The 18,977-nt window shown below is 68.7% G+C and carries 16 protein-coding genes; 10 read left to right on the forward strand and 6 right to left on the reverse strand.

Annotated features, from left to right (window positions below):
• The first annotated feature begins 37 nt into the window (after positions 1 to 37).
• Positions 38 to 781, forward strand: coding sequence for a FliA/WhiG family RNA polymerase sigma factor (locus GEV05_03815; protein MPZ42526.1), 744 nt, complete (start codon positions 38 to 40; stop codon positions 779 to 781).
• Between the two features lie 91 nt (positions 782 to 872).
• Complete coding sequence (locus tag GEV05_03820; GenBank protein ID MPZ42527.1) at positions 873 to 1,625, forward strand: SDR family NAD(P)-dependent oxidoreductase; 753 nt, start codon at positions 873 to 875, stop codon at positions 1,623 to 1,625.
• A 77-nt stretch (positions 1,626 to 1,702) separates the two neighbouring features.
• Here the strand turns inward: GEV05_03820 and GEV05_03825 are convergent, their stop codons facing one another.
• Positions 1,703 to 2,473 carry a PEP-CTERM sorting domain-containing protein gene (locus tag GEV05_03825; protein MPZ42528.1) on the reverse strand — a complete coding sequence of 257 codons (771 nt, stop codon included), beginning with the start codon at positions 2,471 to 2,473 and terminating at the stop codon, positions 1,703 to 1,705.
• Positions 2,474 to 2,727: 254 nt separating this feature from the next.
• Positions 2,728 to 3,606 (reverse strand): helix-turn-helix domain-containing protein, encoded by an 879-nt coding sequence (locus tag GEV05_03830; protein MPZ42529.1) that lies wholly within the window; start codon positions 3,604 to 3,606, stop codon positions 2,728 to 2,730.
• On the opposite strand from GEV05_03830, the gene GEV05_03835 reads away from it, so the two are divergent.
• The 8 genes from GEV05_03835 to GEV05_03870 all read left to right on the forward strand — a co-directional run bounded on the left by GEV05_03835 (position 3,605) and on the right by GEV05_03870 (position 15,414).
• Positions 3,605 to 4,741 carry a hypothetical protein gene (locus GEV05_03835; protein MPZ42530.1) on the forward strand — a complete coding sequence of 379 codons (1,137 nt, stop codon included), beginning with the start codon at positions 3,605 to 3,607 and terminating at the stop codon, positions 4,739 to 4,741. The two genes, GEV05_03830 and GEV05_03835, sit on opposite strands and share 2 nt — an antisense overlap.
• A gap of 10 nt (positions 4,742 to 4,751) precedes the next feature.
• Positions 4,752 to 5,345 (forward strand): CDP-archaeol synthase, encoded by a 594-nt coding sequence (locus GEV05_03840; GenBank protein MPZ42531.1) that lies wholly within the window; start codon positions 4,752 to 4,754, stop codon positions 5,343 to 5,345.
• A complete protein-coding gene (locus GEV05_03845; GenBank protein MPZ42532.1) occupies positions 5,342 to 8,092 on the forward strand; it encodes a hypothetical protein in 2,751 nt (916 codons plus the stop codon). The genes GEV05_03840 and GEV05_03845 overlap by 4 nt, the downstream gene beginning before the upstream one ends.
• A complete protein-coding gene (locus GEV05_03850; GenBank protein MPZ42533.1) occupies positions 8,073 to 8,909 on the forward strand; it encodes a hypothetical protein in 837 nt (278 codons plus the stop codon). The genes GEV05_03845 and GEV05_03850 overlap by 20 nt, the downstream gene beginning before the upstream one ends.
• Positions 8,906 to 9,961: a methyltransferase domain-containing protein gene (locus GEV05_03855; protein MPZ42534.1), complete on the forward strand. Its 1,056-nt coding sequence runs from the start codon at positions 8,906 to 8,908 to the stop codon at positions 9,959 to 9,961. The genes GEV05_03850 and GEV05_03855 overlap by 4 nt, the downstream gene beginning before the upstream one ends.
• Positions 9,754 to 10,737: a hypothetical protein gene (locus GEV05_03860; GenBank protein ID MPZ42535.1), complete on the forward strand. Its 984-nt coding sequence runs from the start codon at positions 9,754 to 9,756 to the stop codon at positions 10,735 to 10,737. Before GEV05_03855 ends, GEV05_03860 begins: the two co-directional genes overlap by 208 nt.
• Positions 10,734 to 12,683 (forward strand): AMP-binding protein, encoded by a 1,950-nt coding sequence (locus GEV05_03865; GenBank protein ID MPZ42536.1) that lies wholly within the window; start codon positions 10,734 to 10,736, stop codon positions 12,681 to 12,683. Before GEV05_03860 ends, GEV05_03865 begins: the two co-directional genes overlap by 4 nt.
• A 70-nt stretch (positions 12,684 to 12,753) precedes the next feature.
• The gene (locus GEV05_03870) at positions 12,754 to 15,414 is read left to right on the forward strand and encodes an NAD-dependent epimerase/dehydratase family protein (protein MPZ42537.1); all 2,661 of its coding nucleotides are present in this window, start codon (positions 12,754 to 12,756) and stop codon (positions 15,412 to 15,414) included.
• Positions 15,415 to 15,526: 112 nt separating this feature from the next.
• On the opposite strand, the gene GEV05_03875 is transcribed toward GEV05_03870, so the two are convergent.
• The 4 genes from GEV05_03875 to flgA form a co-directional block, all read right to left on the reverse strand.
• A complete protein-coding gene (locus GEV05_03875) occupies positions 15,527 to 16,780 on the reverse strand; it encodes an MFS transporter (protein ID MPZ42538.1) in 1,254 nt (417 codons plus the stop codon).
• Between the two features lie 149 nt (positions 16,781 to 16,929).
• Positions 16,930 to 17,409: a hypothetical protein gene (locus tag GEV05_03880; protein ID MPZ42539.1), complete on the reverse strand. Its 480-nt coding sequence runs from the start codon at positions 17,407 to 17,409 to the stop codon at positions 16,930 to 16,932.
• A gap of 16 nt (positions 17,410 to 17,425) precedes the next feature.
• Positions 17,426 to 17,737, reverse strand: a complete 312-nt coding sequence (gene flgM / locus GEV05_03885; GenBank protein ID MPZ42540.1) for a flagellar biosynthesis anti-sigma factor FlgM — start codon at positions 17,735 to 17,737, stop codon at positions 17,426 to 17,428.
• Positions 17,738 to 17,905: 168 nt separating this feature from the next.
• Positions 17,906 to 18,610: a flagellar basal body P-ring formation protein FlgA gene (gene flgA, locus GEV05_03890; GenBank protein MPZ42541.1), complete on the reverse strand. Its 705-nt coding sequence runs from the start codon at positions 18,608 to 18,610 to the stop codon at positions 17,906 to 17,908.
• Between the last annotated feature and the right edge of the window lie 367 nt (positions 18,611 to 18,977).

The following is an 18,977-nucleotide window of genomic DNA, read 5'->3' on the forward strand; positions in this document are numbered from 1 at the left end:
CCCGAAAGAACCTGATGCAATCGATTCGAGGACTTCGATGAAAGCCCAAGCCGCACGATCCGCAAAGCAGTATGTCATCAATGGATTCATGGACCCGGACGAATGCGTCGTGAAGTACGCGCCGCTGGTGAAGCGCATCGCGCATCACATGATGGCCACGCTTCCGCCCTCGGTTCATGTCGACGACATGATCCAGTCGGGCATGCTGGGCCTGATCGACGCCGCCAAGCGCTATCAGGAATCGCAGGGCGCGCAATTCGAGACCTATGCGGTGCAGCGCATCCGCGGCGCGATGCTCGACAGCCTGCGCCAGTCGGACTGGCTGCCGCGAGGACTGCGCAAGAACCTGCGCAAGATCGAGACCGCGATCGCCAGGCTGGAGCAGGCCAACGGCCGGCCGCCGAACGAAACCGAGCTGGCGGAATCGCTCGGCGTCCCGCTGCCCGAGTACCAGCAGATGCTGCAGGACGCCCGCGGCCATCAGCTGGTGTACTACGAGGACTTCCGCTCGGGCGAGGACGAAGACGTACTCGATCGGCATTTCGCCGACTGGACCGAGGAGCCGCTGGAGCGCCTGCTCGACGAGCGCATGCGAGCCGCGCTCATCAAGGCGATCGAGGACCTTCCCGAGCGCGAACAGAAGGTGATGGCGCTCTATTATCAGGAAGAGCTCAACCTGCGCGAAATCGGCGAGGTGCTGGGCGTGTCCGAATCGCGCGTGTGTCAGCTGCACGGGCAGGCCGTGACGCGGCTTCGTTCCCGACTACGGGACAAAGTGTAATTACGAGTGAAGCGTGAAAGGTGAAGGGTGAGCCGCTTCTTCCCTCCATCCCCGTTCCCGATTACCATGCTCCCAACCACGGAGGGGAGCTATGGAAACGAAGAAAGTTGCGGTGGTCACGGGCGCCGGATCGGGCATCGGGCGCGCAAGCGCGCTGGCATTGCTCGAGGCTGGCTACTGCGTTGCGCTGGCTGGCCGGCGCCAGGATGCACTCGCTGAAACCCTGGCTCTGGGCGGCGCCGCCGAGCGCACACTCGCGGTGCCGACCGACGTAGCGCGGCCCGAGCAAGTCGCCAACCTTTTCCAGAAGACCGTCGAGCGCTTCGGACGTGTGGACGTGCTGTTCAACAATGCCGGCGCCAATGCACCCGGCGTTGCGTTCGAGGATCTGAGCTACGAGAAGTGGCAGACCGTGGTCGATTGCAATCTCACCGGCTCCTTCCTGTGTGCGCAGGCGGCATTCCGGATCATGAAGGACCAAAACCCTCGCGGCGGGCGCATCATCAACAACGGCTCGATCTCGGCCCACGCGCCGCGCCCGGATTCCGCGCCCTACACCGCCACCAAGCACGCCGTCACGGGGCTCACCAAGACGCTGTCGCTGGACGGGCGCAAATACGATATCGCCTGCAGCCAGATCGACGTTGGCAACGCCATGACCGAGCTCGCCGCGCGCATGGCGCGGGGGGTGAAGCAGGCGAACGGCACGGTCGCGGTAGAGGCCATGATGGACGTGAAGCGGGTGGCCGAGGCCGTGGTGTACATGGCAGCCCTGCCGCTGGACACCAACATCCAGTTCCTGACCATCATGGCGACCAAGATGCCGTTCGTCGGCCGCGGCTAAGCGCGGCGTTCGTCGGCCGCGACTGAGCGCGGCGTTCGTCGGCCACGGCTGAGCGCGGCTCTCTCTCCTGGCGCCGTTCAGTAGGCCAGCGGCAACAGCGCATGGCGTTGCCGGCGCCGGTGCAGCCGCAGGCCAATCAGCCCGAGTCCCGTGGCCAGCAGCGCATAGGTTTGCGGCTCGGGCACCGCAGTCACGGCAAACGGCGTCAGATTCGGCGCAGCCGCGGCGAAATCGCCGCTGGCATGCGAGACCCACTGGTTCGAATCGGCGATGCGAGCCGCATACGCGCCGAAGCCGGCAAGCCCGCTGCGAACCCCGCTGTATTCGGCGAAATCGGCGCCCGATTGCACGCTCAGCGCATTGACGCCGAGACTGAGGCCGCTGTCGGCAAGCGAGCTGCCGCTGAAGTTGTCGGTCGAGATCGCGGCCAGCAACGCGGTGGGTTGCGCTGCCGAATCGCCGCTGTAGGCGAAAAGGGTATCGCCGGTTGCGGCGAATCCGGCCAGGCCGCTCAGCACCTGGCCGAACGCCCCGATCGAGGCAGCGCGCGCCGCGCCATCGATGTCGCTGAAGCGCACCACCCCGCCGGCCGCAATTACGCTCGCGCCCGTGACCCATGCATACGTACCTTCGCCGGTGTTGAAACCGCCGCCGCCCGGAGCGCCGCCGCTCCACTCGTTGTCGGTGAAATAGATGGCGCTGAAGGGTGCGATATCGCGCAGGGCGACGACAGCGAAGCCGTCTTCATCGGCGTTGAACGCCGTGAAGGCGATCTCGCCCGGTTGCAATGCCGCGTGGCTCGATCCGATTGCGAGCAATGCTGCGGCCAGAGCGGAAAAGCGCTTCATCTCGAGTCTCCTCGTCACGGTGCCGGCCGGCATCGAGGGCCGTGCGCGAATCGCATCGGCACCGCCGACCGGGGTGGAGGAACGATAGGCCTGGCGCCCGGCGCGCTCCATACGCCGGAGGCATTAGGTCGAATGCCCATCTTTCGAGCGAAAGGAGCGCTTTGGCTCTCAGCGCGAGGTCCTGGTGCTGCCGCAGACCGCGAGCGATGAACTAATCCAAACGGACAAAGCGAGTGATTCGGCGTTCCGGAGCGTCAACGAATGCGCTTCCCGCGCCGCATGCGCGTAAAGAGCGAAAGCACATACGGACGCAAACCGATCACAAGACCCACGCTGTCGCGCTCGGAAGGCTCGAGCGCGGCATCGACCTCCGCCAACTCGTTGAACTCGCGCACCAGGCGCTCGAGCTTGCGGCGCACGACCTCGCGCGAGGCGGCCGAGAGCTCTTTCGCCTCGAAGCGCAGCGTCTCGCCGGGGCCGCCGAAGGCGGTCGCGAAGAATTCGTCCAGCACTTTCTCCTGATAGGCGCGCCGAATCGGCCCGTCGCGGCGCCAATTGACGTGGCGTGCGGTGCGCAGGCGCACCTCGTTGCCGGGCTTGAGGTCGATGAGCCGCAGAGCGTCCAGCGCGAGCAGCAGCTTCAGGCATTCGGCACGCGAGACGCTGTATTGCGCGACGATCTGGTCGACGCGCCAGCCGCCCAGCGCGAGATGGAACACGAGCAGCAGCTTGTGATCCGCGGCGAGCGCCTGCTCCTGCGAAGCCGTGAGCTCGGTCACGGCGGCCGCGTCGCTGCGCGCGAGGCGCGCCAGCTCGAACAGATCGATATCGAGGACTCGGCAGATCTGCTCGACCCGCCTGAGCGTGAAGCCGCCGCCGGAGAAGAGCCGCTTCACGCTCGCCTCGCTCAGCCCGAGCGCCGCGGCCAGGCGCGCATAGGTCATCCCGCGCGACTTGAGGCAGCGCTTGAGCGCAGCGGTGATCTCGGCGACACCGGTCATGTTCGGATAGTGGCTCCGGCAACGCGCTCCGACGAAGACGAAGATCCGAGCGGATGGGTAGCGGAAAACGATACCATAAAAAAAAGTATTGCATAGCGATGCTTCGGCGGACGATACTGCGCGCCAGGCCATGCCGGTTTCGGGTTCGACCGAGACGGCACTGCACAGAGCACAGAGCACAGAGCACAGAGCACAGAGCACAGAGCACAGAGCACAGAGCACAGAGCGCTACGTCGCGATGCCAGCGGCATCGCGGGTCTTTCTCTTCGAGGACGCGTACATGACGGCTGCAACTCGCGCAAGTCAGGCTGCGCTCGCAAGCGCCGCGCTACGTGGCGACGAGGCAGCGCTCGCGCCCAGCGACCGCGTCGGTGGCGCCTACTTGCTCGGCGCAGCCACCGCGACGCTGCTCTCGCTCTGGCTCTCGAGCCGCCCCTCGCCTGTCGCATGGTTTGCCGGTCAGGCCCTGCTTGCGCTCGCCCTGCTGCAGTGGTTCGTCCTGCTGCACGAAGCGGGGCACAAAAGTCTTTTTCGCTCGCGCGGCCTGAACGTCGCCGCCGGTCATCTGGCCGGGTTCATGGCGCTGGTTCCGTTCGCTTGCTGGCGGCGCGTGCACGGCCTGCATCACCTCTGGACCGGCTGGCAGGACCGGGACCCGACGACCGCGGCGCTGGCGCCGCGTGCACGCGGCAGGGCCGAGATCGCAGCGGTGGATCTCGCCTGGCGGCTGTGGTTGCCGCTGTTCTCGCTCATCTATCGCTGGGGCAACTACTGGCACCTGCGGCGCCTGCGCGCCCTCTTCACGGCGCCCGATCAGCGCCGGGCCATGCAGGCGAACATCGCGGCGCTGACTGCGGCGTATGCGCTCCTGTGCTGGCTGCTCGGGCTGGAGCAGTTCTTGCGCCTGTTCGCCCTGGCAGGCGTGCTGAGCTTCGCGCTGCAGGACCCGCTGCTGCTGAGCCAGCACACGCACCTGCCGCAGCGCTTGAGCGGCGGGCGCCGGGTGGCGCCGCTCGATCCCGGTGCGCAGCTGCGCCATACCCGCTCACTCGCGTTTCCGTGCTGGTTCGCGCACGGCGTGCTGATCAACTTCAACGCCCACGAGCTGCACCACCGCTTCCCCGCCGTACCGGGGTACCGGCTCGGGCGAATCGCCTGCGCCGCGCCGAACGAGGTCCATTGGTGGACCTGGCTCAGGGCGGTCAAGCGCATGCGGGGATCGGTGTTCCTGTTCCAGAGCCGGGACAGCACCGGCTTCACGCTATGAGGCTTGCCCCATGAACGCACCGGCGCCAGATCCGGTTGCATGCGCGGGCGTGATCGTGATTGCGATGAGCACGGCCGGTATCGCGCACGCCTGGTGGATGCGGTGTCGCTGGTCGGCTGCGCTGCGCGTGCCGCTCGACGCCGGCCTCACGTGGCGAGGCCGGCGCCTGCTCGGCGATCACAAGACCGTGCGGGGACTCGTCATGCTGCCGCTCGCGGCCGGCGCGGCGTTCGCATTGCTCGGAGCCATGCGCGATGCACTGCCGTCATGGCTTGCCTGCGGCTTGTGGTCCTGGGATGCGCCGGCGTTGTTCGCGCTCGGCGTGTGGGCGGGATTCTGCTTCATGGCGGGCGAGCTGCCGAACTCGTTCTACAAGCGCAGGCGGGGCATCGCGCCAGGCGCCGTGCCGACGACGGGCGGCGCGCGCTGGCTCTGTCTTGCGCTCGATCGCATCGACTCGACCGCCGCCATGCTGTTGGGATTGACCCTGGTCGCGCCGCTGCCGTGGCAGACGGCCGTGCTGGTCGCCCTGTTCGGACCGGTGGTGCACCTGGCATTCAGCGCGGCCTTGTTCGCAATCGGCGTGAAGGCGCGGCTGGCATGACCGCGGCCGCGCTCCGGGATGCTTTCCGACATGCCTGCGCCGATGCGCGCGGGGCGCCGCAGGATCGCTCGCCGCCGGAAGATCGCTCGCCGCCGGAAGATCGCTCGCTGTCCCAAGATCGCTGGCTGTCGCTGGAACGCGCGGCCGAAGTGACCCTGTGCGGGGCGAAGGCGGTCAACCTGGGCCGGCTCATGCGGGCCGGGTTGCCGGTTCCCTCAGGCCTGGTGATCAGCGTGCACGCGCTGCACGACTTCCTGCGCGCCACCGGGCTCGAGCGCGAGATCGAGCTGCTGCAGAAGCAGGCCGGCGAAAGCTTCGATGGTGCGCAGGAGCTGGAGCAGTCGGTGCGTCTTCTGTTTTCGCAGACCCCCTTGCCCGCCGAGACGCGCGAGCTGCTGGCTCGGGTGCGAGCCGCGCTGGGCTCTTCCGGCCCGCTCGCCGTGCGCAGCTCCGCGGTGGGCGAGGATACGGGCGAGGCGTCCTATGCCGGGCTGCTGGATTCGGTGCTCGACGTCGACCCGGCGACGGGGCTCGAGGTGGCGCTCAAGCGCGTGTGGGCTTCGCGCTGGTCGGCGCGTGTGGCGGCCTACGCGCGCACGCACGGCCAGCTGCTTGCCGGCATCGCGGTGATCGTGCAACGCCAGGTCGACGCGCGTTACGCGGGGGTGCTGTTCACGCGCAGTCCCGGCCGCGATTCGGCGCACGAGATGCTGTGCGAATACTGCACGGGGCTCGCGGAGCGCCTGGTCGCCGGAGCGATCGTGCCGGCGCGGCTGCGCATCGATCGCGCGAGTTTCGAATTCAGCCGCGACGACGAGCTGCCGCAGGCCGAGCAGCCGCCGCGCGAGCAGATCGAAGCGCTCGCTGCGGCCGCGGCTGCGGCCGAACGGCTGTTCGATGCGCCGCAGGACATCGAATGGGCGCTCGATCATGCGGGACGCCTGTGGCTGGTCCAATCGCGGCCGATCACGGTCGCGGCGCCGCAACCGCAACCGCAACGCATCGTATGGTCGAACGCCAACGTCAACGAGAACTTCCCGGCGCCGATCTCGCCCTTGCTCTACTCGGTGGTCGCGCCCGGCTACAGCGCGTACTTCAGCAACTTGGGGCGGGCGTTCGGCATCGCCCGCTGGCGCCTGGACGGCATGGCCGCGGACCTGCGCGCGATCGTAGGCGTGCACGCCGGCCGCTTGTACTACAACCTCACGGCGATTCATTCGGTCCTGCGCCAAGTGCCGCTCGGCGAGCGTCTGGTCGCGTGGTTCGACGATTTCACCGGCGCATTCGCGCCGCAACCGAGCGGGCCGGGACCCAGGGCCGGGTTCGTGCGCGGCCTGCGCGACGCCTTCGAGCTCGCCCGGATCGGCGCAAAAACGGCGTGGCAGTATGTACGCATCGGCCGGCGCATCGAGCGCTTCGAAAAGCGCGTTGACGCGTTCGCGGCTCGCTCGGCGCCGCAAAGCCTGGGGTCCCTGGATGCGATGGCGTTGCGCGATCTGCTGCGTGGCTTCATGCAGATCCGTCTAGAGCGCTGGACCGATGCCGCCCTGTGCGATGCGGCCGCCATGGTGTGCTACGGCGCGCTCAAGGCGGCGGTCGCGCACGCCGATCCGCAGGGCGGCGACCCAACGAGCCTGCACAACGACCTGCTGAAGGGCCTCACGGGGCTCAAGAGCGCCGAGCCGGTGAACGCGTTGTGGGCGCTGGCGCACGCGGTGCGAAGCGACGCGCACCTGGCGGCGTTGTTCGCGGCCAAGCCCGCGCAGCGCATCGCCGAGCGCATCGAGAACGATCCGCGCTGCGCAGAATTCCAGCAGCAGTTCCACGACTACCTGGAGCATTGGGGCTTCCGCTGCTCCGGAGAGCTGATGCTGACGACCGCGAGCTTCCAGGAGCGCCCCGAGGCGTTGCTGGAGATCGTGCGCAGCTATGCGCGCGAAAGCGAGGCGTCGCCGCAGACGCGGCTTGCGCGGCAACGGACCGAACGCGCGGCCGCGACCCGGCGCGTGCTCGCGCAGGCATCGCGCCAACGTTACCTGCGCTGGCTGCCCTGGCCGAATCGCGCAACCGTCGTGCCGCCGCTCATCGCCGCGACTCATGCCGCCATTGCGCTACGGGAGCGGGCGCGGCTGAAGCAGGCGCTGCTCTACAACCGCCTGCGCCGCATCGCGCTCGAGATCGGAACACGTCATGCCCGCGCCGGAACACTGGCGGCGCGTGACGACGTATTCTTCCTGACCGCACCCGAGCTTGACGAGCTGATGAGCGGCAGTGCCATGTTTCCCGGCGAGACGGCTCGCCTGGTGGCGCTGCGTCGCGCTGCCCATGCGCGTTTCGATGCACTGTCGCCGCCGGATACGTTCGTCGCGGAAGAAGGCAAGTATCCGAGCTTCGCCGGCGCGCAGCCGATGGCGCTCGACACGACCTCGCGCCTTCGTGGTACCAGCGTCTGCGGCGGCGTGGCGACCGGGCGCGCCCGCGTGTTGACCGACGTGTCCCAGACCCGCGAGTTGACCTCGGGCGACATTCTGGTCACGCGCCAGACCGATCCCGGTTGGGCGCCCGCTTTCGTGCACATCGGCGCGCTGGTGCTCGAGCGCGGCGGGATGCTTTCTCACGGTGCGATCCTCGCACGCGAATTCGGCATCCCGACGATCGTCGGCATCGCCGGCGCGACCGGGCGCATTGCCGACGGCGCCACGGTGCGGGTCGACGCGGATCAAGGCGATGTTCACGTCCTCACTTGAATCGATCGGCGCGTGGCGCGCGCAGCGCCTGCCGCTCGCGCGCTTCGCGCCCCTGGCGGTCCTGATCGCCTGGGCAGCTTGCGGCAGCGCGCTTGCGAGCGCACGCGGACTGGCTCTGGTTGTGCTCGCGCTGAGCCTGGTCGCGCAGTGCCGCCTGTGGGACGACCTCGTCGACCGCAACAGCGATCGCAGCACGCATCCGCAGCGCTTGCTTGCCGCCGGCGTGGCGTCCGGTCCGTTCGTGCATGCCGCCGTCGTTCTGGCGGCGGCGAACATGATTGCCCTGGCGGCGCTTCGCGGCTGGCCGCACGGGCTCGGGGCCGCGGCGCTGTTCGGGGCGCTCGCGTTGTGGTATCGCGGGCATCGCGCGCGCGGCCGCGTGCACGCGAATGTCCTGCTGCTCAAGTACCCGGCATTCGTCCTGCTGCTGGCTGCGTCCCCGCTCGGGACCGCAACGATGGCCGCGGCGCTCATCGTGTACGCCGCGATGTGCGCGTTCGAGCTGCTGGACTCGGGCTTGGCGCGCACGCCCGCCGAGCCGATCGCGTTCGCTGCGCATACGCTCGCAATCGCCGTCGCGCCGATGCTGCTGCGCCCGGGCATCGCCGCCATCGGGAGCGGGGCGCTATGCCTGGCGCTCATGGCGATCGCGCGGTGCACGCATCTGCTCCCCTCTCCCTCCGGGAGAGGGGTTGGGGGTGAGGGAGCGAGCCGTGAGGCATTTACCGCAAGCTCGCCAGCAAGCCCGGCCCGCTACCTGCCGTTCGTGTGCGCCGCCGCGGCGCTTTTCGTGATTCACCTGGGAGTCGAGGCATGAGCTCGCAATCCAATCTGCCGGGCACCGCGCGCACCGGCACGCTCGCATTCGAGCGCGCGCAAGCCTCGTCGCGGCCCGCGCCGGCGACCGGCGTCGCGGCCGGCGCCTACGCTGGCGCGGCCGCGACCGAGCCTGTCGTCTGTTACGCCTGTGGCTCGACGCGAGCGACGCACTTCATCGATGCGCAGGACGATCTCACCGGCAAGCCCGGACGCTTCCGCTTCGTGCGCTGCGATGATTGCGCGCTGGTCTATCAGAATCCGCGCATCTCGGCCGAGCGGATCGCCGACTGGTACGACGACGAGTACATCGCGCACCGCAAGAAAAGCGATTTCGGTCCGTTCACTCCGCTGTACCGCTGGGCGATGGACCGGCACGACCGGCGCAAGCTCGCCCTGGTTGAGCGCTACCTGGCGTTGAACGCATCCAGCCGCGTGCTCGACCTGGGCTGCGGCGCCGGCACTTTTCTCGCCAAGCTAGGAGCAACGACCGGGGCGCATGCGACCGGCGTCGACTTCAAGGACTTGTCGGATCTTCCCTGGATGAGCGCGATCGAGTTCCATTGCGGCCGGCCGCACGAGCAGCGTTTCGATCGCCGCTTCGACCTGATCACGCTGTGGCACTTTCTGGAACACGATTACGAGCCGCAAGCCACGCTCGCGCAGGCGCGCGCTTGGCTGGCACCGCACGGGCGCATGGTGATCGAAGTGCCGCGCCTGGATAGCATGAGCTTCCGCTTGTTCGGCAACCGCTGGCCTGGCCTGCAGGCGCCGCAGCACACCGTGCTCTACAGTCGCGACACGCTGCTCGCCATGGTCGAGCGCGCCGGGCTCGAAGTGATCGAATGGCTGCCGTGGGGCGCATTCCCGGCGTACTTCTATCTCTTCGCCGGCGTCGCCTTCAAGCTGCTGCGCGGGCGCGGCCTCGATCTCGGCCGGGCGGTTGGTCCCTACTTCGCAGGCGAGGCGCTGCTGGCACCGCTGCTCCTGTTCGAGAAGCGTCTGAACCTGGCGATGCAGACCGTCGTCGTCGGCACGCGGGGCGCACCATGAGCACCGCGGCGGTTACGGCGAACGAGCGCGATCTCGGCGCGCGCGTGCGCTACTGCGCGCAGGTGGGCGCGAGCCTCATGGTCATGACCGTCGGAGCGCTCGTCATGCTGCTGGTCGCGCTGGTCACCGGTTTTCAGCTGCGCCGCTTCTATAGCGAGTGCCTGGCGGCAACGCTTGGGCGCATCGTGCTCGCGATCTTCGGTGTGCGCTTCGTCGTGCACCGCGAGGCGTCGTATCCCGCCGGACAGGTGGTGTACGTCTCCAACCATACCTCCACCATCGACGTGTTCGTGCTGGTGGCGCTGGGATTGCCCAATGCGCGCTTCTTCCTCTCGGGCTTCCTGCGAAAGCTGCTGCCGCTGGGCCTCATCGGCTATCTCACCGGCATCTTCTGGACGGTGCCGCAGGAGCGTCCGCACGAGCGCAGGCGCATCTTCCGGCGCGCGGCAGCGACCCTGCGCGCGAGCGGCGAATCGGTATACCTCAGTCCCGAGGGCGAACGCGTCACCACCGGGCGCATCGGACATTTCAACAAGGGCGCCTTCCATCTCGCCGCCGACCTGCGCGCGCCGATCGTGCCGCTCTTCATCCGCATTCCGCGCGACATCGATCCGGGCAAGGGCCTGGCCGCGCGCTCAGGCAGGGTCGACGTCTTCGTCGGCGCGCCGATCGATACCAGCCGGTGGCGGGTCGAGGATGTCGAAGCCCATCGCGACGCCATGCGCGCGCATTACGTGCGCTGGCACGCCGAGCTCGTCGGGACGGGTTGGGAATGAGCACACATCCCCCGCGCGCCGATCGCGTGCTCGACGCGCACGCTACGACGGAGCGCACGAGTCGTGCAGCTTCGTGCGCGGCGAACGGACCCGAGGACCTCGTGGCCCTGCTGCACGCGCAGGCAAACCGGTTCGGCTGCAAGCGGCTCTACACTTTCCTCCCCGACGGCGAGAACGAAGCGGAGGCGCTGAGTTTCGACGAGCTCGCTGGCAGCGCAAAGGCGCTCGCGCGCGCATTGCTTGGGCGCATCGAGGCGGGCAGTAACGTGCTGCTCGCGTATCCGCCCGGGCTCGAGTTCATTGTCGCTTTCTTTGCCTGCCTCGAGGCCGGGGTGGTCGCCGTGCCCGTTGGTCCGCCGCACCCGCGCCGCGATAACGAACGTCTGGCCGCGATCGCGGCCGATTGTGGCGCGCGCCAGTTGCTCACGACCCACGCGATCGGCCAATGGGCCGCTTCGGCGCGCGACCTGGCCGGCATGGCGATCATCGCCACCGATCGCGGGTCGATCCAGGAAGCGCGCGACGAGGCGATGGCGTGCGCTTCGACGCTTGGTGGCGCGGCCCAACGCTTTTCCCTCACCCCCACCCCCTCTCCCGGGGGGAGAGGGGGGCTTCGTGTGCCCGAGCGGGCAAGTTCCTGGTCAGGGGTTGGGGGTGAGGGTCTTGGCGCAAGCCAGCGCAACGGCATCCATCGAATCGCCGCGGGAGCGCTCGCCTTCCTCCAATACACCTCCGGCTCCACCAGCAGCCCGCGCGGGGTGCAAGTCACGCACGCCAACGTCATGGAGAACCTCGCCGCCATTCACGCCGCCGAGGGCAATGACGCCGACAGTCGGGGCGTCTCGTGGCTGCCGAGCTACCACGACATGGGCCTCATCGAGGGCCTGCTGCAGCCGCTCTACGGTGGCTATTCGACCTGGCTCATGCCGCACGCTGCGTTCCTGCAGCGGCCGGTGCGCTGGCTGCGCGCGATCTCGCGCCATGGCGCGAGCGTGAGCGGCGGACCCAACTTCGCTTTCGACGCCTGCGTTCGGCGCGTAACCGACGACGATCTGGCCGGGCTCGATCTGCAGTGCTGGAAGGTGGCCTATTGCGGTGCCGAGCCAGTGCAGGCGGATACGCTGGAGCGTTTCGCCGCACGTTTCGAGCGCTGCGGGTTTCGCGCCCGAGCGCTGCGCCCGGTGTACGGCCTGGCGGAAGCGACGTTGCTGGTCAGCGCATCCGATCCAGCCGCGCCGCGTCCGCGGGTTCGCCGCGCCCAGCGCCACGGCCTCGAATCCGGGCACTTCGTCGCGGCGCCCGACGGAGCTGCGCTGGTGGCCTGCGGCAGGCCGCAGCCCGGCACCCGCATCGCGATCGTCGACCCGTCCACTGCGCGCGCGCTGCCCGAGGGTGCCAGCGGCGAGATCTGGGTGAGCGGCCCGGCGGTGGCGCCCGGTTACTGGAAGCGCGAGCGCGATGCCGACACTTTTCGCCTGGCCGAGATCGACGGCATCACGGCGCGCTGGCTTTGCACCGGCGATCTGGGCTTGCTGCTGGACGGCGACTTGTATGTGACGGGGCGGCGCAAGGATCTCATCATCCTGCGCGGGCGCAAGCTCCATCCGCAGGACATCGAGCACACGGTGCACGCGCTGCTGGCGCCGCGGCTCGACGCGGTCGCCGCGTTTGCGCTGCAAAAGGCCGACGGCGAAGGCGTGGTCGTGCTCGCGGAGCTACGCCACGGCGCACACGCGGACGAGCCGGCGTCGCTGGCCGAGCGGATTCGCAGCCACGTGTACCGGTGCCACGAGATCGCCATCGACGCATTGGGTTTCGTGCGCCCCGGATCACTCGCCCGCACCAGCAGCGGCAAGCTCATGCGCTTTCGTTGCCGGCAGGATTTCATCGAATCGCGCCTGCGTCTGATCGCCCGCTTCGACACACCGGCGAGCGGGCTTGCCTGATCGAGTCGAGGATAAGCGTCGTATCCGTATTGCACGGTCGTCTACGGAATGATCGAACAAGGAGCGCCTGATGGGAGTTGTGGAAAGTCTCGAACCGACCTTGATCGCCGTCGCGGCCCGGTGCCTGCGGATGAATCCCGCCGGCATCAATCCGCAAGCGCCGCTCGCCCGCTATGGACTCGATTCGTTGAGCGCGCTCGAGCTCGGCACCGCGATCGGCGACGCCGTCGGCATCGAGGTCGGCGAGGATTGGCTGCTCGATTCGCCCAGCATTCGCAGCCTCGCGCAGCGCGTGCTCGAGCGCGCGGTGCCGCAGGAGGAGCAAGACGAACGCGAGGCACACCTGGCGCGTCTGACGCGGATTCGCGCCGACGCCGAGCTTCCCGCCGACATCGACCCCATGCGCGTGCCGGCGGCGTCGGGCGCGACGGTGCTCCTCACCGGGGCCAACGGTTTCCTCGGCGCGCACCTGATCGCGGAGCTGCTGGCCGCGGACGTGCACACGCTGCTTTGTCCGGTGCGCGCCGCCTCCGACGCGGAAGCCCAGGCGCGCGTGCGCGCGACACTCGCGCGCTATGCGCTCGGCCCGGCGCTTCCGCACCCGCGAGTGCGCATCTTTGCCGCGGATATCGGCCGGCCTGCGTTCGGATTGTCCTCAGCGCGCTATGCGCAGCTCGCGCACACGGCCACGGCCGTGCTGCACAGTGCCGCGGATCTCAATTGGGCCGCACCCTACGAAGCGTTGAGCGCGATCAACGTCGGCGCAACCGAAGCGATGCTGCGCTTCGCCTGCACGGGCGCGCGCAAGCGCGTGCATTTCGTCTCCAGCGTAGCCGCGTGCTACTCCACGCGTGGCAGTGGCACGGTGCACGAAGACGACAGTATCCCGGACCTCGAAGGCATTCATCTGGGTTACGCGCAGAGCAAGTGGGCGGCCGAGCGCCTAGTTGCGAGCGCGCACGAGCGCGGGCTCGAGACCGTCACCTACCGCGCGGCGCTCATCGGTGGCCACAGCGCCGGCGGCGCGGGCAACGACCAGGACCTGATCGCACGCCTGATCGGCGGCTGCGTGGCGCTCGGCCATGCGCCCGATCTCGATTGGCTGCTCGATGTCTGCCCGGTGGACTTCGTCGTCCGCGCGATCGCCCGTATTGCGCGCGAGCCGCAATGCGGGCAGCGCGTCGTGCATTTGCGCAATTCACGGCCCGCGCACTGGAACGAAGCCGTGCTGTGGCTCGATCTGCATGGACACCGCGTGGCGCTGGAGCCGTTCGCGGCCTGGATCGAGCGCGTGCGCCGGGAGACACGCGAGCCCGCTCACCCGTTGCAGCCGCTGCGGCCTTTCCTGCTGGAGCGACCGGCGGGGGAGGGCGGGCGCTATCTGCCGCAGCTCTACGCGCGGCCTCATGTACCCGCCTTGCGCGCGGAGAGCTCGGACGCGTGGCTGCAGCGCCTCGGCGTGCAATGTCCCCGCCTCGGTTCGCAGCTCCTGGAGCGCTATGCGGAAAGCTGGGTGCGCGAGGGCGTTCTGTCGCGGCCGTCTGCTGCACAGCTTCGCGCGAGCGGCCCCACCGCGGAGGAATGGGACTCGGCACTGCAAGCGGCATTGCGGGCGCATTTCGCGGAGCCCGGCCTCGCGCTGCGCGATTCCAGCGCGCACGACTGCGGTTCCGAGCACAGTCTGCTGGGAGAGCTCGCGTCGTGGCGCTCGGAAAGCGCGGCTGTGCTGCATGCGCGCACGCTGCGCGTGATTCGTGCCGGCGGCCGGGCATCGACGCTCGAATTGATGCTCAAGCCCAAGCCAGGGGCGGAGCGGTTGCGCGCGCTGACCGCGGAAGTGGCGGCGCGCTGCAATCCCGAGCTGGGCGCCGCGTTCACGGCCTATGGGGCCACGAGCGAATTCGCGGGCACGGCGCAACGCGAGCTTGCCTTGTATGCGGGCGCTTCCGGCCCGCTGCGGGGATGTATGCCGGTGTACTTCGGTGCCATCGAGGTGCGTGGCACGTTGGTGCTACTGCTCGAGCGCGTGCGCGACGCCGCGCTCATCGATAGCGTGGATACGCCGGCGCTCTGGAGCCCGGCGTGCGTGCAAGCGGCGCTCGACGGCGCCGCGCGCATCCACGCCCAGTGGCTCGGGCGCGCGCAAGAGCTCGCGGGCTTGCATGTGCGTTCCAGCGGCGCTGGCGCCGATCCTGCGGCAACCGAGCGTTGGCTGGCCGCGCTCGCCGCGCACGCCGGGCCTTGGGTGCGGCAATGGCTCGGCGACGCGGCGGCTCGCGCGCATGTTCAACTCGCGGCCGCTGGGCGGCCGCGCCTGCAAGCTGCGAGCAAGCTGCCGCGCACGCTCGTCCACCACGACTTCAATCCGCGCAACATCGCGCTGCGCACCACGCCGCTCGGCCCGCGGCTATGCGCCTTCGACTGGGAGCTGGCGGCCTACGACCTGCCGCAGCGCGATCTGATGGAGCTGCTCTGCTTCGTGCTCACGCCGGAAAGCGCAGCACAAGCAACGCGCTACCTCGAATATGCGCGGCTCGCGCTGGAACGGGTTTCCAGGCGCGCGTTCGATGTCGCCGCATGGCACAGCGGCGCCCGCATCGCGCTTGCGCACTTCGGCCTGCGGCGCCTGCCGATGTATTTCATCGCCCATCGCTTCCGGCCGCAAAGCTTTCTCGAGCGTGTCACCCGCACCTGGTGGCAGCTTGCGAACGCGCTCGGTACGGCGCCGTGAAGTTCGCGCCCAGGTAGCGGGCGCGGGTCGAAACCTGGCCCGGATGTGGTCGAGCACTTCGTTACGCAAAGCATTTGGTTCGGATTCGGGCCGGCCTGGTGAAACATCCGGACTATGTTTGCGAGCCCGAAGCCGGGCCGCGGCCGTGCCTTTTCCACAACACCCAACCCAGGGCGATGAGGCCGCTGCACAGCCAGAAGAAGCCACGCAGGCCGAGGTAGGGCGCCAGCAGGCCGGCGATCAGCGGTGCGGCTGCACTGCCCATCTGCTGCAAGGCCGTGCCGTAGGAGAGCGTGCGGGCTTCCATGCCTTGCGGCGCACGATCCTTGATCATGCGGATCAAGGTCGGCGGCAAGCCCGACACGAACAGGGCGAACAGCATGCGCGCGACCGTCAGCTCCAAGGGGTTGCGCACCAGAGGCAGCAGCACGCTGGCCGCGCAGGTGCCGGCGAGCAGGATGCCGAGCACCCGCCGCGACGAGAATCGGTTCAGAACCTGTCCCCATAGCGGCAGCACGGCGATGCCGGCGAAGGTGAACGCCATGGCGGTCGCCGCGACCCAGCTCTCCACGCTCAGGCCGCCGAAACCCGGCTGCTCGTCGAGCAGCTGCATCGTGTAGAGAGAAACGATCGGCATCGCGCCGAACACGGTGAAGGAGAACAGGACCTGCAAGTAATAGAGCAGCTTCAGCTCCGGTACCCGCAACAGCTGCCCGATGTCGGCAAGCAGATCGATGCGCAGCGGATGCGCCGGGCGCACGTGCTCTTCGCGCACGCGGGCGAAGGCGAGGAGGCTTGCGCCGAACATCAAGGCGGCGGTGAACGCGAACAGCGCATGCGCGCTCGGCAGCAGCCCGATCAGTGCCGCCCCGGCCAGCGGACCGAGCAGCGTGCCGGTAGCTGCGCCGATCTGCGTGAGCGCGAGCGCACTGCCGACGTAGGTCCCCGGCGTGCTGGTGGCGACCAGCGCCTGACCCGCAGGCACGAATCCGTTGGCGAGCCCGACCAAAACCAGCACGCACAGGAAACCGAGCGGATTGGCTACGGTCGACAGCACCGCGAACCCGAACGCCATGCCGAACCCGGCACGCAACACCATGCTTTTGCGCCCGTAGTAATCGGCCAGTACGCCCCAGACCGGGGTGAAGAGGCAGCTCGTGCCGTAGTAGCCGAACATCATCGCGCCGACCCAGAGTGCGAGATTGTGCTCGACGCCCATCGCCTGGACGATCAGCGGCAGGAAAGCGAAGGCGGCATTCCAGCCGATGTTGATCAGCACGTTGCCCGCCGCCAGCGCGCGTGCATTGCGCCGCCAGTGCGCATGCTCGGTTGCGACGCGCGCGTGCTCGTCGGAACGGTCGGTCACGTTGTGCGGGGCTCTGAATAGGGCGCACCGTGCGCGCCGGCGCGAGGCCGGCTCGTTGTTCGAGGCGAACTGGTGCGCACGCCGCCCGGTAGTTTACCGGGCCGGCTACTGGACGGGGATGGGAAGCCGGCGCAACGCCGGCCGGATGGCTACGCGCTGGCGAGCGCGCGGGTGGTCGAGGCGGTGAAGCGCGCCCCGCCGTCGGGCCCGTAGACGCCCGAGCCGCTGCGGGCGGCCGATTGCAGGGCGGCGATGGCAGCCTGGTTGTGCTTGAGCCGTGCGGCCACCAGGGCGCCGTTGATCTCGTTGGCGGCGCGAACCTGGGCGGCGAGCGACTTGATCTCGCCCCATAGCCGGCGGATCGGCTCGTCGCGTGAGCGCTCGATCCAGGCGCTCATGCCGTCCTTGTCGGCGCGCAAGCCATGCGATGCGAGCAGGCGGCTGCGGCTATCCGAAACGCGGCGCAGATCGAGGATGCGGGCGGCCTTCTGCTCCGTGAAGGCCATCAGCTCGTCATGGTCCCCCGCCACCAGGGCGGCCTGTTCCTGCTGCAGCAGCTCCAGAAACTCGCGCACGCGGTCCCGTTCCTGCTCCAGAACCGCGGCGTACTGTGTGGGTGTCGAGCTCATCGCCGATTGCGTCCGCTCAGCTCTTTTGCGACTGGATCAGTTCCCGGACCGTCTCGAGCAGCCGGTCCGCGATCACGTCCGGGTTCACCTTGAAGTGCCCGTCGCTGATCGCCTGCTTGATCTCTTCCACCCGCTGACTGTCGACCACCGGAACGCTGGCGAGGCTTGCTTCGATGCCTGCCAGTTGCGAACCGAGCGGGCTCAGCTCCACGCGCGGGCCGCTGCTCGAGCCGGGTTGCGCATGCGACGCGTCGGACTTGCCGGTGCGGGCCTGCCCCTCCGCTACGGAGCCGCTCGGGATCGAGCGTGAATTCCCATCGATCTTCACGATGCTTTCCTCGCTTTCTAGCCACTAATACGACCGTAACGGCATGGGAAGAGGAAACCTTTAGCCCGTGCCGGACACGATCACCGCATCTGCTGTTACGGAGTTACCCGAGCGTTCTTGAGACCTTGCCACCGGCCGGCGCGCCGGTCGCCATGCCGCCTTCGCCTTTCAGTAACGGACCTCGACGATACCACCGCTGCGCGCGACGCCGGAGATGGTCTGTCCGGACGGCGCGCGCACCTGAACCAGCTGGCCGTCGGCCGCATTGCCGAGCGCCCGGCCCTCGGTGCTGACCTGGAACCCGGGGCCCTGGCTCATCAGCTTGACCCCTTGCCCCTGTGCGATCACGTTCGGCCGGCGCAGCATGTCGCGCCGCAGCGGCTGGCCGGCGCCGAGGCTCATCGCGAGCTGCTTGCCCACCGCGTGCTGCGGATCGACCACGATTCCGGCCGGCAGCCGGGCGAGATCGCCGCGCATCGTGGCGAGGTCTTGTGCGCTGACCGTTTCCCCTTGCCCCATCGGGCGCGCGGTGACCACGTACTCGGCGCTCACTTCGACCGTCACGCTCGCATATACGGTCCAGGCAACCGGGGCGAGACAGCGGATGCCGACCGCGGATCGACCCCACAGCCGTCCGCCCGGCGGCATGAACGCTTGCGGCGCCGGGCAGTGAGGCAGGCTCAGGCGGGAATCCAGCGGCGCCACCCGGATGCTCAAGTCACCGGGCAGTCCCGCGGCTTCCTTGCGCACGTAGTTCTCGACCACGCGCTGCAGCTGGCCGAGGTCCTGGTGTTCGTTCGCCAGGGCGGGCGCCACGACGAGCGCTGTGGCGAGCGTCGCGGCGATGGAGGAGAGACGCCACGATGCGCCCATCGCGGCTTGCGCCCAGGGACCTCGCGTGGCGTCTCTTCCCTCACCCCCAGCCCCTCTCCCGTGGGGAGAGGGGAGCGTCGTGCTGCCCGCTGGGGCGGGCAGTTTCTTGGATAGGCGGACGAAGCGGATCGGGTTCATGCGCGGCATTGTAGGAGCGCGCAAGCGACGGCGATGTCCGAATTTGCGCGTGGTTCATGCCGCATTTGAGCGCATGACGGCAAGGATTGCCGCCGCTTTGCCGCGCCGCTGCCGCCGCGGCCGAAATGACCGCGCTTTGTTCGGCTTATCGCGCCACCCAGCCGCGCGGGAGATGCCTACTATCCTGGCACATCCGCTGCATTGACGGCATCCATCGCGATAACTAGAG

This window comes from Betaproteobacteria bacterium, assembly GCA_009377585.1.
Lineage (GTDB): Bacteria > Pseudomonadota > Gammaproteobacteria > Burkholderiales > WYBJ01 > WYBJ01.

Coding starts and splice junctions, on each gene's coding strand:
- flgA (MPZ42541.1), bottom strand. CDS start 18,610: ATGGGCGCATCGTGGCGTCTCTCCTCCATCGCCGCGACGCTCGCCACA.
- GEV05_03865 (MPZ42536.1), top strand. CDS start 10,734: ATGAGCACACATCCCCCGCGCGCCGATCGCGTGCTCGACGCGCACGCT.
- GEV05_03855 (MPZ42534.1), top strand. CDS start 8,906: ATGAGCTCGCAATCCAATCTGCCGGGCACCGCGCGCACCGGCACGCTC.
- GEV05_03880 (MPZ42539.1), bottom strand. CDS start 17,409: ATGAGCTCGACACCCACACAGTACGCCGCGGTTCTGGAGCAGGAACGG.
- GEV05_03835 (MPZ42530.1), top strand. CDS start 3,605: ATGCCGGTTTCGGGTTCGACCGAGACGGCACTGCACAGAGCACAGAGC.
- GEV05_03870 (MPZ42537.1), top strand. CDS start 12,754: ATGGGAGTTGTGGAAAGTCTCGAACCGACCTTGATCGCCGTCGCGGCC.
- GEV05_03860 (MPZ42535.1), top strand. CDS start 9,754: ATGGCTGCCGTGGGGCGCATTCCCGGCGTACTTCTATCTCTTCGCCGG.
- GEV05_03840 (MPZ42531.1), top strand. CDS start 4,752: ATGAACGCACCGGCGCCAGATCCGGTTGCATGCGCGGGCGTGATCGTG.
- GEV05_03815 (MPZ42526.1), top strand. CDS start 38: ATGAAAGCCCAAGCCGCACGATCCGCAAAGCAGTATGTCATCAATGGA.
- GEV05_03830 (MPZ42529.1), bottom strand. CDS start 3,606: ATGGCCTGGCGCGCAGTATCGTCCGCCGAAGCATCGCTATGCAATACT.
- GEV05_03850 (MPZ42533.1), top strand. CDS start 8,073: ATGTTCACGTCCTCACTTGAATCGATCGGCGCGTGGCGCGCGCAGCGC.
- GEV05_03820 (MPZ42527.1), top strand. CDS start 873: ATGGAAACGAAGAAAGTTGCGGTGGTCACGGGCGCCGGATCGGGCATC.
- GEV05_03825 (MPZ42528.1), bottom strand. CDS start 2,473: ATGAAGCGCTTTTCCGCTCTGGCCGCAGCATTGCTCGCAATCGGATCG.
- GEV05_03845 (MPZ42532.1), top strand. CDS start 5,342: ATGACCGCGGCCGCGCTCCGGGATGCTTTCCGACATGCCTGCGCCGAT.